The sequence below is a fragment of the Pseudophaeobacter sp. genome (assembly GCF_048267565.1).
GTDB lineage: Bacteria > Pseudomonadota > Alphaproteobacteria > Rhodobacterales > Rhodobacteraceae > Pseudophaeobacter > Pseudophaeobacter profundi.
Genome location: NZ_JBLWXG010000012.1, coordinates 14,805 through 40,113, shown reverse-complemented (window position 1 = coordinate 40,113; position 25,309 = coordinate 14,805). Strand labels below are relative to the sequence as shown.

At 62.9% G+C, this 25,309-nt stretch carries 14 protein-coding genes; 6 read left to right on the top strand and 8 right to left on the bottom strand.

Going from position 1 to position 25,309, the window contains the following annotated elements; translation table 11 throughout:
- Positions 1 to 88: 88 nt before the first annotated feature.
- Positions 89 to 580, bottom strand: a complete 492-nt coding sequence (locus ACN0VH_RS18575) for a hypothetical protein (RefSeq protein ID WP_417701829.1) — start codon at positions 578 to 580, stop codon at positions 89 to 91.
- A gap of 435 nt (positions 581 to 1,015) precedes the next feature.
- Between ACN0VH_RS18575 and glmM the strand changes: the two genes are divergently transcribed.
- Entirely contained in the window at positions 1,016 to 2,359 is a 1,344-nt protein-coding gene (gene glmM / locus ACN0VH_RS18570; RefSeq protein ID WP_278924200.1) for a phosphoglucosamine mutase, read from the top strand.
- A gap of 241 nt (positions 2,360 to 2,600) precedes the next feature.
- Here glmM and ACN0VH_RS18565 read toward each other — a convergent pair whose 3' ends face one another.
- Positions 2,601 to 4,706, bottom strand: coding sequence for a DEAD/DEAH box helicase (locus tag ACN0VH_RS18565; RefSeq protein ID WP_417701827.1), 2,106 nt, complete (start codon positions 4,704 to 4,706; stop codon positions 2,601 to 2,603).
- Between the two features lie 373 nt (positions 4,707 to 5,079).
- Here ACN0VH_RS18565 and ACN0VH_RS18560 point away from each other — a divergent pair, with 373 nt between their 5' ends.
- Positions 5,080 to 5,901 (top strand): substrate-binding periplasmic protein, encoded by an 822-nt coding sequence (locus ACN0VH_RS18560; protein ID WP_417701825.1) that lies wholly within the window; start codon positions 5,080 to 5,082, stop codon positions 5,899 to 5,901.
- On the top strand, positions 5,898 to 8,279 hold the full coding sequence (locus ACN0VH_RS18555; protein WP_417701823.1) for an EAL domain-containing protein: 2,382 nt from the start codon (positions 5,898 to 5,900) through the stop codon (positions 8,277 to 8,279). Before ACN0VH_RS18560 ends, ACN0VH_RS18555 begins: the two co-directional genes overlap by 4 nt.
- Positions 8,280 to 8,321: 42 nt before the next feature.
- On the opposite strand, the gene ACN0VH_RS18550 is transcribed toward ACN0VH_RS18555, so the two are convergent.
- Together ACN0VH_RS18550 and ACN0VH_RS18545 are read right to left on the bottom strand one after the other, a co-directional pair.
- Positions 8,322 to 9,014 (bottom strand): CpXC domain-containing protein, encoded by a 693-nt coding sequence (locus tag ACN0VH_RS18550; RefSeq protein WP_278924204.1) that lies wholly within the window; start codon positions 9,012 to 9,014, stop codon positions 8,322 to 8,324.
- Between the two features lie 12 nt (positions 9,015 to 9,026).
- Positions 9,027 to 15,011, bottom strand: a complete 5,985-nt coding sequence (locus ACN0VH_RS18545; RefSeq protein ID WP_417701821.1) for a hypothetical protein — start codon at positions 15,009 to 15,011, stop codon at positions 9,027 to 9,029.
- A 549-nt stretch (positions 15,012 to 15,560) separates the two neighbouring features.
- Between ACN0VH_RS18545 and ACN0VH_RS18540 the strand changes: the two genes are divergently transcribed.
- Both ACN0VH_RS18540 and ACN0VH_RS18535 read left to right on the top strand, forming a co-directional pair.
- On the top strand, positions 15,561 to 15,854 hold the full coding sequence (locus tag ACN0VH_RS18540) for a hypothetical protein (RefSeq protein ID WP_417701819.1): 294 nt from the start codon (positions 15,561 to 15,563) through the stop codon (positions 15,852 to 15,854).
- A gap of 29 nt (positions 15,855 to 15,883) precedes the next feature.
- Positions 15,884 to 16,453, top strand: a complete 570-nt coding sequence (locus ACN0VH_RS18535; RefSeq protein ID WP_278924207.1) for a hypothetical protein — start codon at positions 15,884 to 15,886, stop codon at positions 16,451 to 16,453.
- 88 nt (positions 16,454 to 16,541) lie between these two features.
- Here the strand turns inward: ACN0VH_RS18535 and ACN0VH_RS18530 are convergent, their stop codons facing one another.
- From ACN0VH_RS18530 to ACN0VH_RS18520, 3 genes are all read right to left on the bottom strand, one after another.
- Positions 16,542 to 19,229 carry a methyl-accepting chemotaxis protein gene (locus ACN0VH_RS18530; RefSeq protein ID WP_417701817.1) on the bottom strand — a complete coding sequence of 896 codons (2,688 nt, stop codon included), beginning with the start codon at positions 19,227 to 19,229 and terminating at the stop codon, positions 16,542 to 16,544.
- Positions 19,230 to 19,434: 205 nt separating this feature from the next.
- Positions 19,435 to 19,614: a hypothetical protein gene (locus tag ACN0VH_RS18525; protein WP_417701815.1), complete on the bottom strand. Its 180-nt coding sequence runs from the start codon at positions 19,612 to 19,614 to the stop codon at positions 19,435 to 19,437.
- Between the two features lie 182 nt (positions 19,615 to 19,796).
- Entirely contained in the window at positions 19,797 to 22,172 is a 2,376-nt protein-coding gene (locus ACN0VH_RS18520) for a hypothetical protein (RefSeq protein ID WP_417701813.1), read from the bottom strand.
- Positions 22,173 to 22,604: 432 nt separating this feature from the next.
- Between ACN0VH_RS18520 and ACN0VH_RS18515 the strand changes: the two genes are divergently transcribed.
- Positions 22,605 to 23,789: a peptidase G2 autoproteolytic cleavage domain-containing protein gene (locus ACN0VH_RS18515; protein WP_417701811.1), complete on the top strand. Its 1,185-nt coding sequence runs from the start codon at positions 22,605 to 22,607 to the stop codon at positions 23,787 to 23,789.
- A gap of 48 nt (positions 23,790 to 23,837) precedes the next feature.
- Here the strand turns inward: ACN0VH_RS18515 and ACN0VH_RS18510 are convergent, their stop codons facing one another.
- Positions 23,838 to 25,286 (bottom strand): mannose-1-phosphate guanylyltransferase/mannose-6-phosphate isomerase, encoded by a 1,449-nt coding sequence (locus ACN0VH_RS18510; protein WP_278924213.1) that lies wholly within the window; start codon positions 25,284 to 25,286, stop codon positions 23,838 to 23,840.
- Positions 25,287 to 25,309: the final 23 nt, after the last annotated feature.

Below are 25,309 nucleotides of genomic sequence, written 5' to 3'. Positions count from 1 at the left end.
CGCCAGGGGTCTCTTTCCCTCTCTCAAATACGCGCCAGAGAGAGGCGGTGCAACCGGGCCCCGGCCCTGTCGGCCCTCGAGGTCAGTCTCAGGCCTTGCCGCAGGGTTTCACGCCCATTCGGATCAACTCTGACCCCTTGATCTTGTAGATGCCGGAAATCCGGTGGCGTCCTTCACGCATGAACCAGTCGCGCAGCTCGGCCGGATAGTAATCGGCCATCACCTGGGAAAAATATTCAAACTGCTGCGGTGCCAGGCGGCGGCCACTTTGGGAGGGCCCGTGAAAGCCAAAGGTGGTATTAGGATCAATACAGGTATCCGACAGGCCCAGAAACATGGTGCAGGTCGAATAGCAGACCCGCCCGCGGATCTGCACGTGGGTGCCATTGCGTTGCAGATGGCCCAGCTCGACCAGCCGGTCATGCAGATAGCCGCCCCGGTCATTGCCCACCACATAGGTGCCGCGTTGGGCGGCACTGGCACTGTGCAGGGGCACAAGTAGCGTCGACAGCGCCAGGGTCGCCAGCGTCGCCATCTTGCGCAACCCGGAAAGCGAAAGTGCAGAATTGAGAAAGGACATGGGGCAGATCTCCGATGCAGAAAGAAGCGTCGAAGACTGGATAAAAAAATGGCAGGCCGCGCTAAGGCTGATCTTGTGGCGAAAATGCGGAGCTTCCCGCTAGTTTTTCGGTAATAAATATTAAATTATATTAATACATTAAAGGGGACGGCCGCGCGCGACGCTTAAAACAGCTCTGCCACATCAGGCAATTTTGGCCTCACTTCAGCTTCCGGGGCTCATCCGGTGACACAGCATCGGTCGGCGCCCAATGCTGTCCTGTGGCCGCTGCTCCCCTGTCTCCACAGCAGGATATCGCTCACAGCGGGGTCTCGAAACTGCGCCTCTGGCCCTGTACAAGCGGGGCTTTATGCTGGCACAACAGCCTGTCGCCGCAGGCCTGGGCTTTCTATGCCTGGCTGCACTCTGGCAGAAACGACATTCATAGGATGCAAAATGCGCAACTTATTTGGCACTGACGGGGTGCGAGGCACAGCCAATATCCACCCGATGACCGCAGATATGGCGCTGCGCATCGGCGCAGCCGTGGGGCGATATTTCCGCCGCGAGGCCGGCGGCGTGCACCGGGTAGTGATTGGCAAGGATACCCGGCTTTCGGGCTATATGTTCGAAAGCGCCCTCACGGCCGGGCTCACCTCGACCGGCATGAACGTGCTGCTGCTGGGGCCGGTGCCAACCCCTGCCGTGGGGCTGATGACCCGTTCGATGCGCGCCGACCTCGGGGTGATGATCTCGGCCAGCCATAACCCGGCGCAGGACAATGGCATCAAATTCTTTGGTCCCGATGGCTTCAAACTCTCCGACCAGGCCGAAATCGAAATCGAGGCCCTGATCAACGCCGGTGTCACCCCGGCCCAGGCCCAGAATATCGGCCGGGCCAAACGCATTGATGACGCCCGCTTTCGCTATGGCGAGCGGGTCAAATCCTCACTGCCGCGTGGCATTCGCCTGGATGGGCTCAAGGTGGTTCTGGACTGCGCCAATGGCGCGGCCCACCGTACCGCCCCCGAAGTGCTGTGGGAACTCGGCGCTGAAGTCGTCCCCCTCGGGGTCAGCCCCGATGGGCTCAATATCAATCGCGACTGTGGATCGACCCAGCCAGCGGCAGCGGCGGCGGCGGTGCTGGCCCATGGTGCCGATGTCGGCATCTGCCTGGACGGCGATGCCGACCGGGTGATCCTGATCGACCAGACCGGCAAGGTGGCCGATGGCGATCAGCTGATGGCCCTTCTGGCCGGTCGCTGGGCCGAGGCCGGAACCCTGGCCGGCAATGCCCTGGTGGCAACGGTGATGTCCAATCTCGGGCTGGAACGCCACCTGCAGGGGCAGGGGCTACAGCTGGAACGCACCGCCGTTGGCGACCGCTACGTGGTGGAACGGATGCGGGCCGGCGGCTTTAACCTGGGCGGCGAACAATCCGGCCATATCGTGATGAGCGATTATGCCACCACTGGCGACGGGCTGATGGCCGGGCTGCATATGCTGGCCGCCCTGGTGGAAACCGGCCAGAGCGCCTCACAGCTGCTATCGCAGTTTGATCCGGTGCCACAGCTGCTGCAGAACGTGCGCTTTACCGCCGGTCAAACCCCGCTGGAACTGGCCTCGGTCCAGGCAAGCATTCGCGACGCCGAGGCCGTGCTCAAGGACAAGGGCCGCCTGCTGATCCGTAAATCCGGCACCGAGCCGCTGATCCGGGTGATGGCAGAATGCGAAGACGAAGGACTGCTGAACACCACCGTGGCCGAGGTCGCCGCCGCAGTAGAAGCCGCAACCCGCTAGCCCGGGCCAGGCCTGCCAGATTTCATCTTACCGCAAATACCTCGGGGGAGGCCCAGAGGGCCGGGGGCAGCGCCCCCTTTTCCCCCTTCCTTCCCCAGTGAGACGGGTCAAATAGCGGACTAGATAGAGAGGCCCAAACGAGACCGCCGCCAAGGATTTCTCCTTGGCGGCGGTTGATGCAACATGCCCTGATCAGGCCCGGTCTCTTACAGCGTTTCGCCTTTGATGCGAAACGCCGCCATCACCCCTTGGGCCGACGCGGCTTGGCGCTGCCACCCTTGGTGGCCTTGGCCTCGGCGGCGCGGGCGCGGTTCTTCTTGCTATTGGATTTCCCCTTGGGCGGTGGCGGGCCTTTGGGACCGCCGCGCTCCTCGCTTGGCTTGCCGCCAAACTTGCCCGCGGGCTTGCCTGCAGGTTTCCCGGCTGGCTTGCCGCCCGGCTTACCACCTGGTTTTGCCCCCGGCTTGCCGCCATCCTTACGCCAGCTCTTACCGGGATCCCCAGCACCGGCGCGATAGCTCGGTTTGCTGTCAGCCCTGGCAGCGGGTTTGCTGCGGGGGCCGACTTCGCTCACCACGGCATTGGGTTCGCGCGGGGCCTCGGCTTTATGGCGCGGGCGTTCCGAGCGATCACCGCGCGGCTTATCCCCGCCATAGGGTTTCTTGTCCTTGTAGCCACCGGCCTCGGCGCCGCGATGCGGGCGCTTGTCCTCATAGCCACCGGGTTTCCGGCCTGCGCCACCTGGCTTGCGCGGGGCCGAAGTCCGGCCCGCCGGAATATTGGGCGGCGTGTTCAGACGGGTCAGTTTGGTACCGTCATCCAGCACCATCTCGGTGCCCATGGAGTTCAGGAAACCCGCGACCTGGGCCTCGCGGATCTCGGCAAAGGTTTCGTCATTCTGGATGCGGATCGCACCGATATCGGCCTTGGTGATATCCCCGGCGCGGCACAGCATCGGCAACAGACGGCGCGGATCGGCCCCCTTGTCGCGGCCGGTATCCAGCGAGAACCAGACACTGGGGCCAAAGGGCGCGCGCGGCTCGGGCTTGGCATTGGCCGCTGACAGCTCTTCTGGTGCGGACCGCCCAGCATTCCACAGGCGTAGATAGGCCGCGGCCAACTGCTGCGGCGAGAATTCCTCGACCAGCTTGGCAACCATCGCTTCTTCGCTGGCGGCAGGCACCTCGCTCCAGGCGGGATCAGCCAGCATGCGCTCGCCGTCGCGCGCCTTGATCATCTCCGCCGAGGGCGCATTATCCCAGGTTGCGGTGAGCTTGGCCATCTTCAGCAGGCGTTCGGCCTTGCGGGTGGATTTTGGCGGCACCACCAGGGCGCTGACGCCCTTGCGTCCGGCCCGACCTGTCCGGCCCGACCGGTGCAACAGGGTTTCGTGGCTGTTGGGCAGTTCGGCATGCACCACCAGATCCAGGTTCGGCAGGTCAATACCGCGCGCCGCCACATCGGTGGCGACACAGACACGGGCGCGGCCATCGCGCATCGCCTGCAGCGCATGGCTCCGCTCGGCCTGGGACAATTCACCCGAGAGGGCCACCACCGAAAAGCCGCGGTTGGACAGGCGGCTCAGCAGCCGGTTGACCATGGCGCGGGTATTGCAGAACACGATGGCATTGGGCGATTCATAATAACGCAGCACATTGATGATGGCGTTTTCATCATCGCGGGCCGCCACCGACATCGCCTGATATTCGATATCGCTGTGCTGGCTTTTCTCGGCCACGGTAGAAATCCGCTTGGCATCGCGCTGATAGCTTTTGGCCAGGCCGGCAATGGCCGGCGGCACGGTGGCGGAAAACAGCAGGGTCTGGCGCTCGGCGGGGGATTCCCCAAGGATGAATTCCAGATCTTCGCGAAAGCCCAGATCCAGCATTTCATCCGCTTCATCCAGCACCACGGCGCGCAAATCGGACAGATCGATAGAGCCGCGCATGATATGGTCGCGCAGACGGCCCGGTGTCGCCACCACGATATGGGCCCCACGATCCAGGGACCGGCGCTCGTCGCGCATATCCATGCCGCCCACACAGGAAGCCATCACCGCACCTGCTTCGCCGTACAGCCAGGCCAGCTCGCGCTTGACCTGCATCGCCAGCTCGCGGGTGGGGGCAATCACCAGCGCCAGTGGCGTGGCGGCGGGGGCGAATTTTTCATCCGCGCCCAAAATCGTATCGGCAATGGCCAGGCCAAAACCGACGGTCTTACCCGACCCGGTCTGGGCGGATACCAGAAGGTCGACACCGGACAGGGCCGGATCAGAGACCGCCTCTTGTACTGGGGTCAAAGAGGAATATCCACGGCGCTCGAGCGCCAGCGCTAATGTCTGTTTCAAGAGATGATCTGCTTTTCTATTGTGGCGGAGGCCAAACCAGGGCTGCCGCACAAAGGGCAGGGCCCCGGCAGCAATTGGCCGCGTATAGGCCTTTCATGGCGCCATGTATAGGCACCGATTCCCGTCACCTATAGCCCGCTATCGCAGGTTCGGCCAGCCTGGTTTTGATCTCGCCCCTTTCGGGCACAGCCTTTTGCGGCTGTGCTTGCAGCCTGTGACGCCAGTCCGGGTGCCGCCGGGCTTTAGTAAAATTATCGACTTTTGGCACCGAATTCCCCCGCAGAGAGGCGGGGTTCACAACCGCTGTCATACGCGAATTTAACGATATCGCGGCACAGTCACCCCCCAGAGATGAAAGGAAAAGGAAGCGTTCATGTGGGGGATCCGCGTTTTGGCAACTGCCCTATCAGAACGGGCCTCACTTTTGTTCCTCATCGGGGTCTTTGTGCTCTCGGGGCTTGGCCCCTTTAGCGCAGGGCGCGCCGCCCATGCCGATGTGATAGAGCTGCGCGCCGGCACCTGGTGCCCCTATGTGTGCCGTTCTGACACCAGCCACCCCGGCCTGTTGATCGAACTGACCCGCGAAGCTCTGGCGCCCTTTGGCCATGAAATCCGCTATGAGACGCTCAGCTGGTCGCGCAGCCTGACCCTGGTGCACACTGGCGCGGTCAATGGTCTGCTCGGCCCCGAGATGTACAAGATCAGCGGCCTAATCTTCACGCGGCCCATCACCCACCATCAAGACGCCCTGGCCTTTCGCCGCGACGAGGCCCGCCCCGTTCAGGGCCTGCGGGGGCTGCAGGGGCTGCAGCTGGGCGCTGTGCAGGACTATCGCTATTCCAACAGGCTGGCGCAATATATCGCCGAAAACCGCAGCCGCCCCAGCCGGGTGCAGCTGATCAATGGGCAAGACACGATCGCGCGCAACCTGAAAAAACTTTTAAATCATCGGGTTGATCTGGTTCTGGAGGCCCAGGCGGTGCTGATCCATCGCGCCCGCCAGCTTGGCCTGTCCGATCTGATCGACATTCAACCCTACAGCGCGCCCCGGGCCATACGACTGGGCTTTTCACCAGCCCTGCCCAGCTCGGCCCGCTATGTCCAGCAATTCAACGCAGGCCTGGCCCAGCTGCAACACTCAGGGCGCTATCACGAAATTCTGGTCCGGTATGGCCAGGCGGGGTCATTCCAATGAAGATTTTTTCACTGCAACTTATATCCAGGATGTCCTTTCGCATCCGCCTGTTTCTCGGGCTGATCCTGCCGGTTATTGCCATTCAGGGCATCAGCATCAGCCATCAGGCACTGGACCAAAAAGCCCATTTCATCGAGGGGCTGCAAACCGAGCGCGACCTGGCGCTGCATTTTGTCAGCGAAGCCCTGGCCCGGCCCATGTGGGACTATGACAGCATCCAGATTGAAGGCCTGATACAAAGCATCCTGAACGAGGGGCGAACCGCCCGGGTGCAGATTTTTGACGCCAGTGGCACGCCGCTCTATGAACAGCAAAAACCAGACTATCATCCGGCCGCCGATGATCTGCAGGCCAGCCGACAAATCACCTATGCCATCGGTGACCAGCTGCATGTGCTGGGCACGCTGGAGCTGACCCACACGCTGTCCACCGTGAAAAAACTGCTGAACAAAGACCTGCTGGGGCATATCGGCTCCTCGCTCTTTGTGCTCTTCATGATTGGCCTGGTGATCTATCTGGTGCTGCAGCGGCTGTCGCGTCCCATCGAGGCCCTGACACAGACCCTGATCGACATGCGCCACGATGATTTTGACGGCCCGATCCCCGGACTGGAGCGTCGGGACGAAATTGGCCTGATGGCCCAGGCCCTGCACCAACTCTCCCAGAACAAACTTGAGGTGGCCGAGCTGCGCGACCAAAACGACGAAAGCGCCCGGCGGGCGAACCGGCGGATCAATCGGGCGCTGCAATCCACCCGCGACGGGGTGCTTCTGGTCGATGAAACCGGCGAGGTGGTGCTGTGCAACCCCAATGCCGAGCAATTCTTTGGCGATGCCCAGGTCGGGCGGCAACTGAACCTGCATTCCTGGCTGCCGGAAAACCTGGCCAGCCATACCGAAGAGACAATCAAAAAGAACGAAAGCTTTTCCTTTGAGACCACCACCACCCACAACCGCTCACAACAGCGGCTCAACCTTCTGGTGCGCGGTGGCCCCATTCGGGACGAACACGGGCACTACCTTGGGGCGATGCTGCTGGCCTCGGATCATTCCGACCAGGCGCGGCAGGCAGAACGGGTGCGCTTTCTCGCCGAACACGACAGCCTGACCGGGCTGCCCAATCGGCGGCTGATGGAACAGACGCTGACAACCTGGCTGCAGGATGACAGCGACGAGGTCTCTATCCTGCTGGCCGATCTGGATCATTTCAAACAGATCAACGATACGCTGGGGCATCCGGCGGGGGATGCGCTGTTACAGGTGGTGGCGCGCAAATTTGAAGCCTGCACCAGTTCCTATGTGACGGCGGCCCGACTGGGCGGCGATGAATTTGCCATTCTGGTGCGCGGCAACGACAGCCAAAAACGGATGAGCAATATCGCCAATCGCCTGGTCGAAGAAATGGCCCAGCCACAAGAGGTCAACGGCCAGGTCCTGCACACCGGCATGAGCGCCGGCATCGCCACCCTGTCTGGCCCCCAAAGCACGCCCTCGGAAGGTATTCGCCGCGCCGATCTGGCGCTTTATGAGGCCAAGCGTGGCGGCCGTGGCATGGTCGAGATCTTCCACGAAGACCTAGAGACGATCATCAAACGCAAGAGCCTGCTGGAGCGGGAATTGCGCGCCGCCCTGACCGAGGGGGACATCCGACCAGTGTTTCAGATCCAGACAGATCTGGGCAGCGGCCAGATCATCGGGTTTGAAACCCTGGCGCGTTGGCATCACCGCCAGCTTGGCAGCATTTCCCCAGCCGAATTCATCCCCATCGCCGAAGACAGCGGGTTGATCCGCGATCTTACCTATCAGATCATGATCCAGGCCTTTCACACGGCGGCCCGCTGGCATGATGCCGGGTTTCAGGGCCGGGTGGCGGTCAACCTGTCGCCAAAGCTGTTTGGCACCCAGGTTGATGAATTTGTCAATGACTGCCTCTTTGAAACCAATTGCCCGGCCTCGGCCGTAGAGGCCGAAATTACCGAAACCGTGGTGCTGGCCAGCGGTCAGTCTGCCCTGCGCGAAATCCAGGCCCTGCAGGAACTGGGCGTCACCGTGGCGCTGGATGATTTTGGCATGGGGTATTCCTCGCTCAGCTATTTGCAGAAATTCCCGGTCGACAAGATCAAGGTCGATGCAGCTTTTGTCTCCAAGCTGCCGGAATCCGAAGAAACCCGCGCCATCGTCAGCGCCATCGCCAAGCTGGGCCATGCCCTGGGCATGCGGGTCACCGGCGAGGGGGCGGAAACCGATGAACACCGGCTGCTGCTCAAGGCCTGCGGCGTCGACTATTTGCAAGGCTATTTCGACGGCCCGCCCCTGACCGAACGCGCCGCCACCGCACGGCTGTTTCCGGGACGGCAATCGCGCAGCCTGCGCGGCTAGCGCCCCTGCATTCCCCCTGACCGGGGCGGGCGGGTATGCTCATCAGGGGGGGGCTTCTCCCATGAAGAGTTTTTGAATATCCACAAACGGGTTGCTGGCCAGCAAGGCCTGCACTGCCTGCCAGGGGGCCGGGTCGGCGGCAATATGGTCATAAAGCCCCCGCTCGACCTGGAAATCATTCAGGTGCGTTTCGCTGCTGGCGGAAATCCAGGCTAGGTCGAGCATATCCGCCCGCATCCCCATCAGGCGCAGTTCCACCCCCTCGGCCATCGGGGCCTCGGGCAGGCGGCGCAGCAGGTCCAGCTTGGCCACCTCCCAAAGTGTGTCGTCAAAGCCGATGTCCTGCAGCACCAGCTTTTCGCGCAGGGCCGGCCAGCCAAAGACCAATCGCTGCTGCAGGTCCTGCCCCACGCTCTGGGCTGCGGCGGGGGCCTCGGCGCCATAGCTCAGATCAAACACCGCCTGCGTGTCAGCGACAATTTCCAGATGGTCGCGCAGCTGGCTGGCGGGCAGGGCGGCGATCCACTGATGCCGCCCCACATCCAGATAATTGAAATCCGGCTCCAGCCGAAAGTCATGGCCACATTCACTGCAGGTGGCAGTCTGGAAACGATCCTCCAGAATCTCTGTGCGCAGATCCGGCCGCCGGTCCGCATTGACACTGCCAACCGCCTCATAGGTGAACACGGCTGCGCAGTTCGGGCAGGTCAGGTTCATCGGAACAAAAAGTGACATCCTCTACTCCCCTCAGACCAGCGTCTTCAGCCAGGCAACGGCCGGGTGCTGATCTTTTAGTTTTTTGCTGTGATAGGCGGCATATAGCTCTGAGAACCATTCCCCCGGCGCGCGGAACTGATAGCCGCTGATGGCCTGCTTGCGGGCGGCAAAGGCATAGCTGCTCCAGCTGCCCCCATCGTAGCTTTCATGGTAAACCCGGCCTGCGATATTCAGCTTGGCAGCGATGGCGGCACTGGCCCAGGGGTCGTTTGTTGCCCGTGCCATATCCACATGGGCGCAACATTTGCTGCGCCGCTGTTCCCAGATTTCAGGGTCCACATCGGCGGGGCATTCCGGCTGGGCAGGATCGGCATTCCCGCTGGCATATTGTGCCACATAATCCGCATCATAGCTGTAATGCCCGGCGATGGCATCGGCCACGGGTTTGACATTGCCCCCATGTTCCTGCCAGCCGCCATAGGCGGCATTGCCCGCCACCCCCTTCATGAAACTGCGCTGATCATCCACCGCATGCCCCGCTTCGTGCAGGGTATTCCAGGAAAAGAAATCCACCTGATCCTGATCGGCCGGTTCGCAATCGGGATCGACCTCGCCCACCTCATGCGGGCGGCCAAAGCCATAGACAGAGCTGAGACTGGCATTGCCCTCGCGCATTACCACCTCTTTGGCATCGCCCCCATAGTAAGAGCCCTCCTGGCTCGCCACATCCTCATAGCCAAAGATCTGCATCGAGGCATTGTCGCGGGTGTCCTGCGGCGGCAGCACCGACATCACCTCATACAAGCGGCGGATATTGGGGCCCTTCTTGCTGCCGTCCGCCACCAGATTGGCGGCCTGGTGGCGTGTCGCATCATCATCCACCGCCGCCGCATAGATGTTGAGCTTACAGCCATATTTGGCCTCAAAGGCCACCCGCAGGACCCTGCGCTGCACCGAGGCATCCAGCCCCTTGATCATCTCATCCAGCTGCTTGTCGCCGTCCGGGCGTTCGAGGATCTTTTTGATATTTGCAGGATCCGGGGCCTTGTTGTCGGCCATCTTATCCTTGGCCACCGCATCCACGGCCAGGGCCTGAGCCGTTTTCACATGGGCCTCGGCGCTGTCGTGATCGCGTTTCGACGCCGCCGCCCGGGCCTGCACCACCTCGCCGGACAGGCGTTCCAGATCCGCGCGGATGGCATAGCGGTGTTCGCTGCCCAGCAAGGCCGCATGCTGGGTCTCCAGCGCGTCGCAGTCCTTGAGCAGCTGATCATGACGCGCCGCCATGCGCATCAGCGCATGATGGCGATCCATCACCGTCTCGATTGCGGTGCTGGCCCCGGCCGGATCGCCGCCCGTCCGGGCATCTTTCAGCGCCGCAGCAACCGCCGCCTTCAGCGCATCGGCATCTTCCGCAATGATGCTGTATTTGACAAAGGGCGCGGTGGTGCTGGTGATCCGGGAAATGACCCGCGTCGCCAGTTCTGCCAGATGCTTGTGATGGCTGATCTCCACCTGCAGGGCCTCGCAGGCTTTCAGCGCAGCGGGAATCGCAGCTTTTGCCGCTGCAGGATCTGATGTCAGCTGCTCTTCAACCGCATCAACCTGGCGTTCCGCGGCCTCCAGCCCTTTGGCATATTCCGCCTCGCTTTCCCATTTCAGCGTATCAAAGACCGCGCGCAGATCAGCGATGGCTTTGCTGATGGCTGCGGTATCCCCATCCTCGGCACCATCCAGATCATCGCTGACGGCGGCCAGAGCCGCAGAGTTCCTGGCCGCCGCCAGCGCATCCTCGCAGTCCTGTGGCAGCACATCCAGCAGCGCCTTCGCCTGGTTCATATGGCCCTGGGCGGCCAGCTCCATCATATTGGCGTATTTGCCATCGATCCGGGCAATCAGCGGGGTGATGAACTTGGCCTGGGCATGATCCTTGACCGCCTGGATCCTGGTTGCAGCCGCCTGGCTCCCATCGACAAAGAGCTTATAGCTCTTGCAGGCATCGATCACCGGCTGGCAGTCGGTGGCCAGGGCCTCCATTTCAGGGCGGGCCATGTCAAAGCGGCGCTTGGGCACGGCGGTTTCGGCATGGGCCTGGCTATAGCGGGTCCGCAGGGCCGCGGCCTGGGCAGTCAGCCCGGCATTGGAGGAAACCCGCCCCGCCTCGGTCTCGGCCTCCTGCACCTTGGCTTCGGCGGCGGCGCGCTTGGGGTCATAGGCGGTACGGGCCGCCAGAATGGCCTTGCCGCGATCGATGGCAAAAGAATCGTCATTTGCCACCTTGCTGGCCGCCGCAAAGGCGCGCTGCTGCAACAGATTGGCAATCTTCACCTTGGCGGCGGCGATTTCGTCGCGCTCTTTCTGCACCAGCGGATCGCCCGCGATATTGACCTCATCATCATAGATCCATTCCTGACGGCGCTGGATCGCGGTGACGTAATCCGCCCGCACCGCCTCATAGGCGGAGCCACGTTTGGCATCTGCTTTCAGCTTGGCCAGTGCCGCCGCATATTTGCCTGCGGCCCAATCGGTATCAAAACTGGCGCGAAACCCTGCCACCTTGTCCACCTCGATCTGCAGGCTTTCCTTGGCATCAATCGGATTGGTATAGGTCAACGCCTTGTCGCGGCTGCGGATAAGACGGCGTTCAGAGGCCGCAAGCCTGGTCTTGAGCGGCCCGGCCGCGATATAGAGCGCCAGCTTCTTGCGCGCGCCCGGCACCAGAGCCTGAGCCGCATTTACCTTTTCCAGCCCGGTGGCAAAATCCAGCCCCGGCGCAACCACCGCCTGATCCGCGGCCGTCAGCAGTGCATTGATCGCCTGCAAATCGCTGGCCAGGCAGCTATCATTGGCGTCGCTGCCAGTCTTGAGCTCCGTCTCGACTGCCGGGCGAATGGCGCTGCGCAGGCTGTCAAAGGCGCCTTTGCAGGCCGCCTGTTGCAACACCGCCTCCAGCTGCTTGATCGCCGCGTCCAGATGCGCCCGCACCGCGTCCAGATCGGGGCTGGCCCCCATCGAGGCGGTCCGGCCCTTTTGCGCCTCGGCCGCGGCGGCGGCGCGCAGGGTGGCAAATGTGCCGTCATCCTTGCCTGCGACAAATTTTTCCAGTTCGCCATAGTTCTTGAAGGCCGCCACCACATCGGTATCAACCGCCGCCAGCACATCGTCCTTTTTCAGCTTGGCCATCTCGGCCCGCATCTCGATGAGGGTCTTGGCCACATCCGCCGTTGCATCCCCTGCGATGATGCTTTCCTTTGCGCTTTTGTAATCGCGCGCCGCCGCTTCGGTGCTGGCCTGGCGCAACTGGCTGTCACAGATGGCCAGTTCATCAACCGCCGCCGCAGCATCGGGCAGTTTGCGCAGTTCTTTCAGCCGGGCCACCAGCGCATCGCGCCTGGTCTTATAGGCAAGATAATCATCGGCCCGGGTCTTATAGGCGGGCCAGTCGCCCTGATTGGCCGCCAGGATCCGGGTGGCGCTGTCAAATTTGCGCATAATCGCATCCGACGCAGCACTGGCAGAGGCGGCCTCCATCCGGGTGATCACATCGTCGATGCCCGCCTTGCCGGCATGGGCCTTGAAATCATTCAGCTTGGCATCAAAGAGCGCGCGCATATCCACATAGGCCTTGGCCTTTTTACCGCGCGCCTCAAGGTCATTGCATTCGCGCCGCGCTAGCGTCAGCTTTTCAGCCGCCTGCACCACATCCGGTTCCACCCCCGGCTGACAGGCATCATAGGCCGCCTGACAGCGGTCAATCCCCGCCTGCAACAGCGCCTTCACATTCGCGGGCAGGGCGTTAAGCTTGGTCAGGGCAGTGTTCACCTTGCCCAGAAGAAAGGTTGTGTCCCCCTCACGATCAAGCAGCAGATCCACCTGATCGGCCAGCGCGGGGATCTTGTTCAGCAGCCGGACCGCCGCCTCGTAGTCTTCACCGGCGGCCTTGGCGACGGCCTCGTCATAGGTGGTTCCCAATTCATCAATGCAGGCTTGGATCGGTGCCCGGGGGGAGGCCTTGGTGCGGCGCGGGGTGACCAGTACCAGCCGGTCGGCCTGGATCGCCCGGTAATGGGCAAGATCATCGGCCAGAACCTCCAGCGCATCGCCCCGGCTGAGGAAAGAGACAATACCGCTGGCCGCCTTTTTGAAGTCGAACCTGGCTGCCTCGGCTTCGGCTGCGCTGATCTCTGCCTCCATCTCGGCCAGCTTGGTCTTGACCGGATCAACATTCTTCAGCGCATGGGCCTTGATCGGCACCAGACGGGCGGCAAACAGCGGATGCTGCTGGTCCCAGGTCTGCTTGTCCAGGGTCAGCTGTTTGATCTGTGGCTCAAGATCGCCCAGCAGCCCCTCGGCCGCTTTGGCAGCCTGCTCGATCTCTGTGGCCTTTTTCTCCGGGTCCGGGCTCAGCAGTGCCTCAGCCTGGTGCAGCACAGTGGCCCAACCCTCTGGGCTGGGGCTGCCAAAGGCAGCGATCAGCCCTTCAATCCGGGTCAGCCCGCCCCGGGCCGCATCAATTTTTTCCAAAGCCTGCTTTTTCACCGGGTCATCGGTGCTCTGCGCCAGTGGATCGGCCTCTGGTGCGGCTTTGGGACTGGCTGTGGGACTGGCCTCCGGGGCTGCCTTCGCAGCCACTTCAGGTGCCGCCTCTGGCTCCGCCACCGGAGGAACTTCTGGCGGAGCCGCTGGAGGAGCTTCTGGCGGAGCCTCCGGTTCCGGTCCACTCTCTGGGGCGACAGCTTTCTTCTGCGGCGGGGCCGGGGGGCTGGTCGGACCGGCGGCGGTCCTCCCTGGTTTGACCTTTTGCCCAGAGGCCGGTGTCGTCTCACTGTCCAGAAGCGGGCGCAGACGGCCTGCAATCATATTGGCGGTGTCAAAATCGCCATTCCGGGCCGCCTTCAGCGCCATTTCCCAGGCCGCCGCAACCTTGGCGGCACGCGGGTCATCGCGGTTCTGCAGATCGGCCACCACAGGACCATAGCGCGCCACGGTCTTGTCCCAGGCGGCCCCGGTCTGGGCGCTGTCATCCCCGGCCTCCATGGCCTCGGCGGCGGCATTCTTGGCGGCAACAGCCGCCTGCGACAGCAGCGCCGAAAGCGGCCCGACGGCTTTCAGCGCCGCCCCAAAGTCCCCCTCGCGGGCCTTGCCCTTGGCAAAGTCCCAGACCGCCTTGATCTTGTCGAGATCCCCATGACCGGCTGTCAGGGTCTTTTGCACATGCGGGTCCAGCTTGGCAAAACTCGCCTGCCAGCGCGCGGCCTGCGGATCTGAATCTGCCGCCTGCGGATCGGTGCTCTCGGGACTGGGCGGAGCACTGGGATCAGAACTGGGGGCAGAATCCGCCTTGGATTTTTCGATCTGCTGCAGCGCCTTTTCGAGTTTGTCCAGCAGTCCCGACGCCTTGGCAGGATCGCCCTTGGCCAAATTCTGCACCGCCAGGGTCAGCCCCTCGATCAACTTGGCGCGCACCGGCCCGTCCTCCAGGACGGCAATGCCCTGCTGCAGGCCCTTGCTGCGCGCCTTCAGCGCCGCAAGCTCTGCCGCCGCCTCTGGGCTGGGGCCGTCCTGCGCGGCCGCAGGCGCATCAGGGGCGGGAGCCTCCGGAGGCGCGGTCGCAGGGATCGGGGCTGGATTTGCCGCCTGATCTTCGGCCTGATCTTCGGCATCCAGCGTGAATTCCGCCTCGCCGGGGGCCTGCACCGCCAGCTTCATCGTCAGATCATTGCTGCGAAAGAAGAGACGGAAGTTTTTCACCAAACCGGCCGGCGGATCACTGCGGCAGGCCAGTTTTACCACCTGGCCATCCACCGTCAGGGTGCCGTAGCAAGATTTTTTCGGCTGCACGCCCGGCATTTTCTTGACCTGCAACAGCAGTTTGTCGCCGCCCCGCTCTTTATGCATGATCATGGCACAGTCTTCCGGCTTTTTACCCAGGGCCAGTGCAAAACTCAGCTCTTTGTTGCGGGCCAGTTTGAGCTTTTTCTTCAGTTCCTGCGCGGATTCCTTGTCTAACGGCACAACATCCCCCCCAACCAATTAACAGATAACAAACATAAAATTCGACAATACCGGGGCCGCAACACGACGCCATCCCCGCCAAGATGCACTCAGATCCCGGTTCGGTCCAGTTTTTTACCACCCCGCAAGGGCAGCCCCCCGACAGGACAGGATCAGCAAGCCGACGAGAGCAGCACCGCAGCAGCAAAGACAGAGAAGGGCCGACGGCCAAAACGCAGACGCGGGGCCCTTGGGCCCCGCGTCTGGTAAAGAGTTTGGTACTGAAAAGAACTTGTCGACACACCACCACTCACGGTTAAGCAAAACTGTCGGACTCATCATGAGTTTAGGCACTAGCCTTCAGGTGTCAATATGATACTTTACCCGCTCCCCTGTTTGCCTTTGGGCTGTTTACTTTTTCGGCATCTTCGGCAGACACGGTCCATCCTGGCGATCTCCGCCTCGCAATCAGACCCAGCACGTTTCCAAAGGTGGCACTGTGCTGGGGCAAGGGCTGCACGGTTTGGAGAACGGCACCAAAGATGTCACTGATTTAAAGTTAGAAAGATCATGTCTGAAATTTCAAAACTGCTGGAACTGAGAAAACTGCTCTTGGACATGGAAGATTCCATGGGCCTGCAAGATCTCTCCACGGTTGAACGCGACATCTATTATGTGGCCAACGACCATGCCGGCAGCGCAGGCACGGTGAAAACCACCACCCTGCAGGACCATGCCCTGCTGGCCAATGTATCACGGCCAACCTTTTTCCGGGCGCTCAAATCCCTGCAGGGCAAGGGGTATCTGGAACACTGCAAGGACTCTGTCCGGGGCTATTATACCGTTAAGACCCCGGCGAAATAGCCCTCGGGGGAAACTGCGAAAGGGTTAAATTGGCACGAGGAAAAACAGGGGCATTGCAAAGGCTGGCCACAGAGACATGCATTGTCTCGCTGGCCTATCTCAGTGCTTTCTTTGCCACCTTTGAAATCCTGATGCCGCTGCAAAACCTGTTTTTTGCCAAATCTGCCCATTCTGCCAGCCTGTTGTTCCTGCCACATGGGGTGCGGGTGCTAACGGCCTGGCTGCTGGGCTGGCGCGCACCGCTGGTGCTGCTGCCGGGGGTGAGTTTTGTCTTTTTCTATGTGGCCGGCTGGGGGGCGCTGACGCCAAGCCGACTGGCAGCCATTGCCATTGCTGTCTGCATCCCCACCCTCTGTTTCCAGCTGCTGCGCCTGCTGGGCCACGATCTGCGCCCCGCCCCGGGCAAGCCCCCCTGCTGGCCCTGCATCATGGCGGTTGGGCTGATGATTGCCATCGCCACCTCGCTGCTGACCAACTATGCCTTTGGCAGCCCACCGATGGATTATGCCGCCTATCTGATTGGCGATATCGGCGGATTGTTTTTCCTGATGCTGATCTTGATGGTGATCTTTCGCAGGCTGCGCAGCTACGGCCTCTAGAGCCTGCGCCCGGCCTGTGCGACGATGCCCGGCCTGCACGCCTCGGTGCTATCAGCCGGGTTTGCGCACCGCGCTCTCGCCTGGGCGTTCAACCTGCCTGGCGCAGGGCACCCCCCAGGCCTGCGTCCTGACCTGTGTCCTGACCTGCGTCCTGATCTGCCAGTATGGCCCCCGCGGCCAGTTCTGTGCGGAACCCGCCAAGCGCCGCATCCATCGCCTGCGCCTCTTGGGACAGGCCAATACTGGAAGAGGTGACCTCCTCAAACAGGGCCGCGTTCTTGGCGGTGGCATCGTCCAGATTGCTCATCGCCGCATTGATTTCCTTCAGGCTGCCCGATTGTTCCGAAGAGGCGCGAGAGATTTCCTGCATCAGGGCCGCAGCCCCGGTGACCGAGGTCGAAATCTCGCCGATGACCTCGCCGGTGCGGGCCACCAGATCGGCGCCCATCTCGACGTTTTCGCCGCTTTCAGCCACCAGGCTGGCGATCTCGGTGGCCGCTTCCTTGGAGCGATGCGCCAGGCTGCGCACCTCTGAGGCCACCACGGCAAAGCCCTTGCCCACCTCACCGGCCCGGGCCGCTTCGACCCCGGCATTCAGCGCCAGAAGATTGGTCTGCTGGGCGATACTGTCGATCATGCCGATGATCTGGGAAATCTTGTGCGAACTCTCCTTGATGCTCTCCATGGCCGCATGGGTGCGCTGCACCACATCCAGGCTTTCGCTGGCATTGCGGCGGGCCAGCTCGACCGAGGCCGAGGCCTCGCCAGAGGCGGTGGCCGTCTGGGCAATCGAAACCGACAGCTGGTTCACCGCCGCCGCCGTGCCGGCCAGGGTCTGGGCGGTGCGTTCCGAACGTTCCGACAGATCCCGCGAGGCGGCAGAGATTTCCGAGGTGCCGCCGGCAATCGATTTGCCGCTGAGGCTGAGGCTGCTGACCGATTTGGCCAATCCTTCCAGCGCCGCGTTGAAGTCATCGCGCAGCTTGGCATAGCCGGCGCTCATCTCATCCTGGATGCGAATGGTCAGATCACCCTGCGACAGCTGTTCCAGCCCCCGCCCCAGGGCGGCAACTGCAGCGGTCTGATCGGCCTGGCGCTTTGCCCGCTCGGCCTCGGCGGTCCTGGAGATCTGCTCTTTTTCCACCAACCCGTCACGGAACACCGACAGCGCCCGGGCAATACGGTAGATTTCATCGCTGGCCCGCTCGAACCCGGTCACCGGGCTCAGATCGCCCTCGGCCAGATGTTCGGTGGTTTCGCTGATCCTGGCCAGGGGCCGGGTGATCAGCAGCCGGGTCAGCAGCAGGGCCAGGATCACCACCCCGGCCGAAAGCAGCATCAACAGCTGCATGCGTTGCTGGGCGCGGGTCATGTCCTGGGTGATCCCATTGGCCATTTCGGCAATTTCAGCCTGGCTGACGGCGCCCAGTTCAGAGGCATGACGGGCAATGCTCAAGACCACCTCGGCGGTCTGCTGCGAAGCCAGGCCAGCGGCCTGATCCGCCTTGAGCGACCCCACCTGAAACGCCGCAACCCCCTGGGCCGGATCGGCCAGGGCAATCAGGCCTTCCAGTTCAGGTGCCAGGCTGCCATCGGCAAAATCAACATAGCTGGCCAATGCCTCGGCGGCCTTTTGAAACGGCGCGATACTGGCTTCTGCCTCGGCGACATCCGTCGCGGCAATCACATCCAGTGCGGCCAGCTGAAAGGCGCTGATGGCACCGTTCACCCGCAAGAGTTCATGCAGCACCCCGACCTGATTATCCAACAGGTCCTGAATAGCCGCTTCATTGTTGTCACTGGCCTGGCTGGCGGCGATCGACAGGGTAAAGACCATCTTGTCCAGGGCGCGCGACAGCGGCGCCGAACTGGTCCGGCGCGCCTTCATCACGACTTTTCGGTTTTCCTTTTGATCCTTGCGGCTGGCGTTCAAGGTTCCTTTGAAAACCTCGACCCCGGCCCGGACCTGCTTGGCGCCAAAGCCATCCAGGCCGATCTCTTCCAGCTGATCCATCACCGGCTCCAGATGGGCCAGGGCCTGCGTCGCCATTTCCTCCAGCGCCTTGCGGGTTTTCACATCCCGCACATGGCCAAGCGCCAGGGCCGCGCCCGACAACAGGTTGATATCGCCGCGCGCTTCCAGCAGGGCCTGCAAGCCGCCGAACTGTTTTTCCACCAGGTCGCTCAGCACGCCATCCACCTGCAGGATGGTCTCGCCGCCGCCCTGCATCAGATTGCTATAGGCAATATCGGCCACCCCCAGCAATTTTGCCTGGAGGGCTTCGCTATAGCCCTGCAGCTCGGCGGTCTGAGTGTCGATCCAGGCCCGGTTGCGAAAGGCGCTGTTGCGCGCGGTCAGCAGGCTTTGCAGGGTCTCGCTGACCTCGACGGCCTCGGCCCGGAACCGCGTCTGGGCACTGGCGGGCAGAGTGCCGATACTGGCGTCCAGATCGGCCGCAGCCTGGGCCACGCTCTCTTTGGCGCTGGCCAGATCCTCCGCGTTCTGGGACAGCAGAATCCGGGTCATGGCATTTTTGCTCTGGTTGGCGGCCACCCCCAGCCTCTGGCTGATCTCCAGCTGCGGCAGCTTTTGCCCCGACAGCTGCTGCATCTGGCTGCCCACATCGGTAAAGACCAGCGAGACCAGCACCCCGCTCACCGCCGAAGCCGCCCCCATGGCCAGGAGGATCAGAGTGATCTTGGCGCCAATGCTGGAAAAGGGCCGCCATGCACGGGTTGCCTTGGCAGGTTTTGCTGCCGCTTTGTCTGCTGTCATGATCTCTTTGCCTTCCCTACTCGGTGCCACCCGTCACGCGGGCCGCGGCACGGCCTGGGCCAGATCACCCCAAGCGGGAGGCAGGCCTTTCACAGCCAAGCCACAAGAGAGTAAAAAAACCATGAGGGAGGGCAGGAAAGCCATGAAACTTTTAGCCACTCTTGGACCCAGCGCCCAGCAAATGGGCAAGGGGAACAGGCCTGTTTCATATCCCAAAAGGCACAGGTGAGCCATATGCCGCCTCGGCGAGAAGGCGCTGGATTTTGCAACCTATGACCAGTTGCAAAACGGGCGCCTCAAACGCCCCGGCCTCGATCTTTGCTAGCCACCAGTCTTCAATTCTACGGTGTTCTTGCATGCTCAGTTGCGTATAGATCGCTCTCATGCGATAGTCCTCACATTAGATAACACATTGTTTTTCTAGCAAAAGTATCAGTTGAGGGTAGCGCGTGCCCCAGCTGAGGAAATACCCGTGATAATCTGTGTTATGGTAAATTAAATCCAGAACGGCGCCCGGTTCCTGTAATATTTTGCGATCTGCTGTTCTGGCAGCCGCGTCCTGCGGCCTTAGAACAGGAAATCATCCGCCGTGATCTCTCCGAGGTGCAGCCCCTGCAGCAGGATTTCACCCTGGCCGGTGCTCAGCCGCAGGCCATCGCTGTGCTGGTTGAGGTCCAGATCGCCAAAACCATCGCCCCAGATGTTCAGGCCGCGCAGATCGATCCTGTCTTCGCCGGGGGTGAAATCGCGGATCGTGTCCGCCCCGTGTTGGCGCCCAAAGGCAAAGGTATCAGCGTCAGCGCCGCCAATCAGCAGATCGTCACCGGCATCCCCCGACAGCCTGTCATTGCCACCGCCACCCGACAGGGTATCGTGCCCGTAACCGCCGCGCAGCTCATCCTCGCCCGCATCGCCATAGGCCCAGTCCGTCCCGCCGCCGCCCAACAGGGTATCATTGGCCGCCCCGCCCACCAGCCGATCCGCGCCGCGTTGCCCCTGCAGCAGATTGGCACCGCCATCGCCCCAGAGCCGGTCGTGGCCAGTACCGCCACGCAGCACATCATTGCCGCTGCCGCCATAGAGGGAATCATTGCCCGCATTGCCAATGAGCATATCCGCCCCCAGATCCCCCCAGAGCATGTCATTGTCCTGCTGACCCTTCAGGATATCATTGCCAGCGCCGCCATAGATCAGATCCCGGCCCTTGCCGCCCAGCAAGACATCATCGCCCAGCTCTCCCTCCAGGGTATCAGCCCCCCAGCCGCCGCTCTGGGTGTCATGGCCATCACCGCCCATCAGCAGATCAGAGCCGCCCCCCCCCAGGATCAGATCATCGCCGCCCAGCCCCTGGATCTGATCAACCGCTGCGGATCCCGCCAGGGTATCGGCCTGGCCGCTGCCATAGTGGATGTCTTCCTCCCAACTCTCGCCCAGGGGCACCCGGTCGGGGCTGTCAAAACGGCCCGTCGGCCAGATGTCTTCCAGGCTCAGGCGCGCGCCATTGGCGCTTTTGATCGCAAACCGGAAGCTGCCAAATTGCAACAGGATGCCATCGGCCAGGCTCTGGTGTTGCAGCTGGGCCGGGCTGTACAATCCAGGGATCAACGACAGGTCCAGGCTGTCTTCACCCGGGCGAAAATCCGTGACCGTGATCTGCCCGGCCTCTGACAGGCCCAGCACAAACCGATCAGCCCCGCCGCCGCCGGTCAGCTGGCTGCCCGCGCCGCTGGAGACCAGGATGTCATCCCCGCCCCAGCCCAGCAGCTGCACCCCCCCAGAGCCGCCCTGCAGCAGATCATCGCCCTGCCCGCCCTCCAGCAGCCCCTGCTCCAGGCTGCGCAGCCTGCCAAGATCCGAAAGATCCAGCGCAAAGCGGGCAATCCCGCCCCGGCTGCCGGAGGTCACGTAGATTTCCAGCTGATCCCCCAGCACAGCAGTCTCTAGCGCTGTGATGTTCTCCAGCCCCAACCCGGTGGCATCGGCCAGGCTGGTGATATGCAGCAACTGCCCCGATGGCAGCAGCCGCAACAGGCTGAGCCCATCATCCGCACCGGCGGCAAGCACCAGCACATGGTCGCCCAGCTCGACCCCCTTCAGCACCGAGGCACCGCCAAAGCGCGTGGCCAGCGTATCGTTCAGCTGATCCGCCAGGCTGAGGCTGCCATCCTCGGCCACCCGCAGCACAGAGAGGGACCCGCTGCCCGCCGCCGCCAGGATCAGCCAGGTCGCGCCATAGGCCTGAAGACTGTGCAGTGCGCTGGGATCGGCCACCGGCAGCCCCTCGGCGATGCCAAAGCTGCCTGCCGCCTGCAGCGCCCCCGACTGGCTATTGATACGGTAGCTCTGAACCCCCTCGCCACTGGGATCCAGCGCAAAGAGATAACCGCCCCCCTGCCCCGCCGCACTGCTGATTGCCAGCCGACTGCCCCCTGGCACCTGATAGGCCGCCCCGGTGCCATTGGTGGCCAGCTCTGCCGTTGCCTGGCCCTCGGCGTCCAGCCGCCAGCCCTGCAGCTCTCCGGCTGCGGTGACCCCGTAGACCAGGCTGCCCCCCTGGCCGAGGCTCAGCACCGCCAGGGTCTCCAGCCCCTCTGTCGGGGCCAGGCTTGCCGCCTGCTGCCCGGCCAGATTGCCATTGCTGTGAATGCCATAGGACAACAGGGCCCCGGCGCTGCTGTACTGCTGCAACAGGCGCATCTCGCCGCCGATCTCGGCAGAGGTGATCTGGCCGGTGCCGAGGCTGGCATTTTCATGCCAGTACCGTTGCAGCAGCACCGGCGCGGCACCGCTGCCATCCAGGCGAAACAGGCTCAGCCCGCCATTGACGCCGGTATTGGCATAGAGCCAGCTACCGCGATCCGTCTGCACCACCTCCAGGTCGCGCAGATCCATATCAAAGCGATCACTGCCCGTCTGAAACCGCTGCTGAAACTCGAATTCCATCTTTGCCACCCCAGGTCCCACCTTTTGAAACCAGAAGAAACTGCCATGCCACGGGGGCCAACAGCGGGGTCGGAATGCGGCAAAACAGCGGTGATTGTTTACAGATTGAAGACAATCCCTAAGGTCTCTCCCTGGGTGGAAAATTTCCCGGCTCCACCGCTGATTTGGCGACGATCCGCGCAAAAATGGCGCTTTGTTTCCGCAGCCAGTCCCGGGGATGGCCCCATTTGGACAGCACCTTCACCACCACTTTGCCCGCCGCTGCCCCCCCAGCTGCGCCCGTTGCCAAAGCGGCAACCAGGGCGCGCGCCGCCTTAGCCGGGCCTTGACCTGGCCGGGCGATGCTGGCGCGCAGGTTTTGCAACCTGCCCGCCTGCCCCATACCTGCCCTGCCCCACACCTGCCCCCACCTGCCCGCTAGGAGCCCACCCCATGTCCGAGACCTCTGCCATTCTTGCCCTGCCCTATCTGCTGGCCTCGCAGGCGCAAAAACACGTGACCCATAATGAAGCCCTGCAACTGCTGGATGCGCTGGTGCAGCTGCGGGTCACCGCATTTGACGCCACCCTCCCCCCGCTGACGCCCAGCCTGGGTGAGGCCTATGCCCTGGGTGCCGCCCCCAGCGGGGCCTGGGCCGGACAGGCCAACCAGCTGGCCATCTGGCAGGGAGAGGCCTGGCTGTTCATTGCGCCGCAGCCCGGCTGGCGCGCCTGGGGGCTGACCCCTGCCGAGCTGCGCATCTGGCAGGGCGGCAGCTGGGGGCTGGTGCAGGCACAGACCCAGAACCTGGATCAGATCGGCGTCAACACCAGCGCCGATAGCACCAATCGGCTTGCCCTTGCCGCTGATGCCAGCCTGTTCAGCCATGCCGGCAGCGGCCATCAGATGAAGCTGAACAAATCCAGCCCTGCGGAGACCGCCGCCCTGCTGCTGCAATCCAATTGGTCGGGCCGCGCCGAGATCGGTCTGCTCGGCAATGACGATCTGGCCATCAAGACCTCCAGCGATGGCAGCAGCTGGAACACCGCCCTGGCACTGAAAGCCAATGGCCATGCCGGCCTGGGCACCGCCAGCCCCAGCGCCCATCTGGAGATTGCCGGCACCGGGTCGGATTATCTGCTGGCAGGGGATGGCGGTGGCACCGGGTTCCGGCTGGCCGCTGATGGCAATGGCAGCTGTGAGGGCGCCTGGTCAGGCGGTGGTGCCGATTATGCGGAATGGTTTGAATGGCTGGATGGCAACCCGGCAGGCGAGGACCGACGCGGGATCTCGGTGGTGCTGGAGGGGGCCTGCATCCGCCCGGCCCGTGCGGGCGAGGATCCCATCGGCGTGGTCAGTGCCGCCCCGGCGGTGATTGGCGATGGCGACATGGATGAATGGAAACAGCGCTGGCTGCGCGATGATTTTGGTGCGCCGCTCTTGGGGCCGGATGGGGCCCGGCGGGAAAACCCCGCCTATGATCCCAGCCGCCCCTATCAGCCACGCAGCCAGCGCCCGGAATGGGGGCTGGTGGGGCTGTTGGGCAAGCTGCGCCTGCGCGCAGGCCAGCCCCATAGCGCCTGTTGGCTGCCAATGCGCCAGATCTCTGGCGAGATCGAGGAATGGCTGCTGCGCTGATGATCCCCCCAGGGTCGACCCCGGGGCAGCCCCCCGCCGCCCGCGCGCCTAGCCCTTGGCCCCCTGACCACGGGCATAAAGATCCTCATAGCGCAGGATGTCATCCTCGCCGAGATAGCTGCCGGTCTGCACTTCGATCAGCACCATGGGCAATTTTCCGGGGTTTTCCATCCGGTGCACCGCCCCCAGCGGGATATAGACCGACTGGTTTTCGCTCACCAGCTTGACCTCACCGTCTACCGTCACCTTGGCGGTGCCCTCGACCACGATCCAATGTTCCGAACGGTGGTGATGGCTTTGCAGCGACAGGGCCGCGCCGGGATGGACATGGATGCGTTTCACCTGAAAGCGGCTGCCCTGGGCCAGGCTTTCGAACCAGCCCCAGGGGCGGTGATCCTTGGGGAATTCCGTGGCCTGTTTGGCGCCTTTTTCTTTCAGCGCCGCCACCGCCAGTTTCACATCCTGCGCCCGCGAGGCATCGGCCACCAGCACCGCGTCGGGCATCGCCACCGCAATCACATCGCGCAGGCCGATGCCCACCACGGCAAGGCTCTCCTCCTCAGAACGCAGCAGGCTGTCATGACAGTCAATTGCGGTAGCACTGCCACTGGTCACCACGCCCTGATCATCCGCCGCGCTTTCGCGCCAGACCGCGTCCCAGCCGCCAAGATCGGACCAGCCGGCCGCAAAGGGCACCACGGTCAGGTTATCAACCTTCTCCATCACCGCGTAATCGATCGAGATATCTTCCAGGGCCTGCCAGGCGGCAGGGTCGAGACGGAAGAAGCCAAGGTCGCTCTCGGCGGCGGCAATCGCCGTCTCCACCGGCGCCATCAGGCCTGGAGCATGGGCGCGAAACGCCGCAAGGATCGCCTTGACCGAAAATAGAAAGATGCCGGCATTCCACAGGAACCTGCCCGAAGAAAGCATCGCCTCGGCGGTCTGGGCATCGGGTTTTTCGACAAAGCGCTGCAGATCAATGGCGCGCGGGGTGAAATCGGGGGAAAACGCAATGGGGCCGCCCGCCAGCTCCAGATAGCCATAGCCGGTTTCCGCATGGGTCGGCTTGATGCCAAAGGTGACGATCTGACCGGCGCGCGCGGCGGCCTCGCCAGCCGCAACCGCGGCGCGAAAGGCCGCAGCATCGGGCACCACATGATCGGAAGGCGCCACCAGCATCAGCCCATCGGGATCACTTTGTTCCAGATAAAGCGCCGAGGCCAGCACCGCGGGCGCGGTGTTGCGCCCGGCAGGCTCGATCAGGATGGCCCCAGGATCAATGCCCACCTCTGCCAGCTGTTCGGTGACAATAAAACGAAAATCGGAATTGGTCAGCACCATCGGCGCGGCATATTCCGCCCCCGACAGCCGCTGCGCCGAGGCCTGAAACAGGGTCGTATCGCCCACCAGCGGCACAAATTGCTTGGGGTAGCTTTTGCGCGACAGCGGCCAGAGCCGGGTGCCCGACCCGCCACAAAGAAGAATGGGAGTGATCATGGCTGCCCCTTTTGCAATCACAT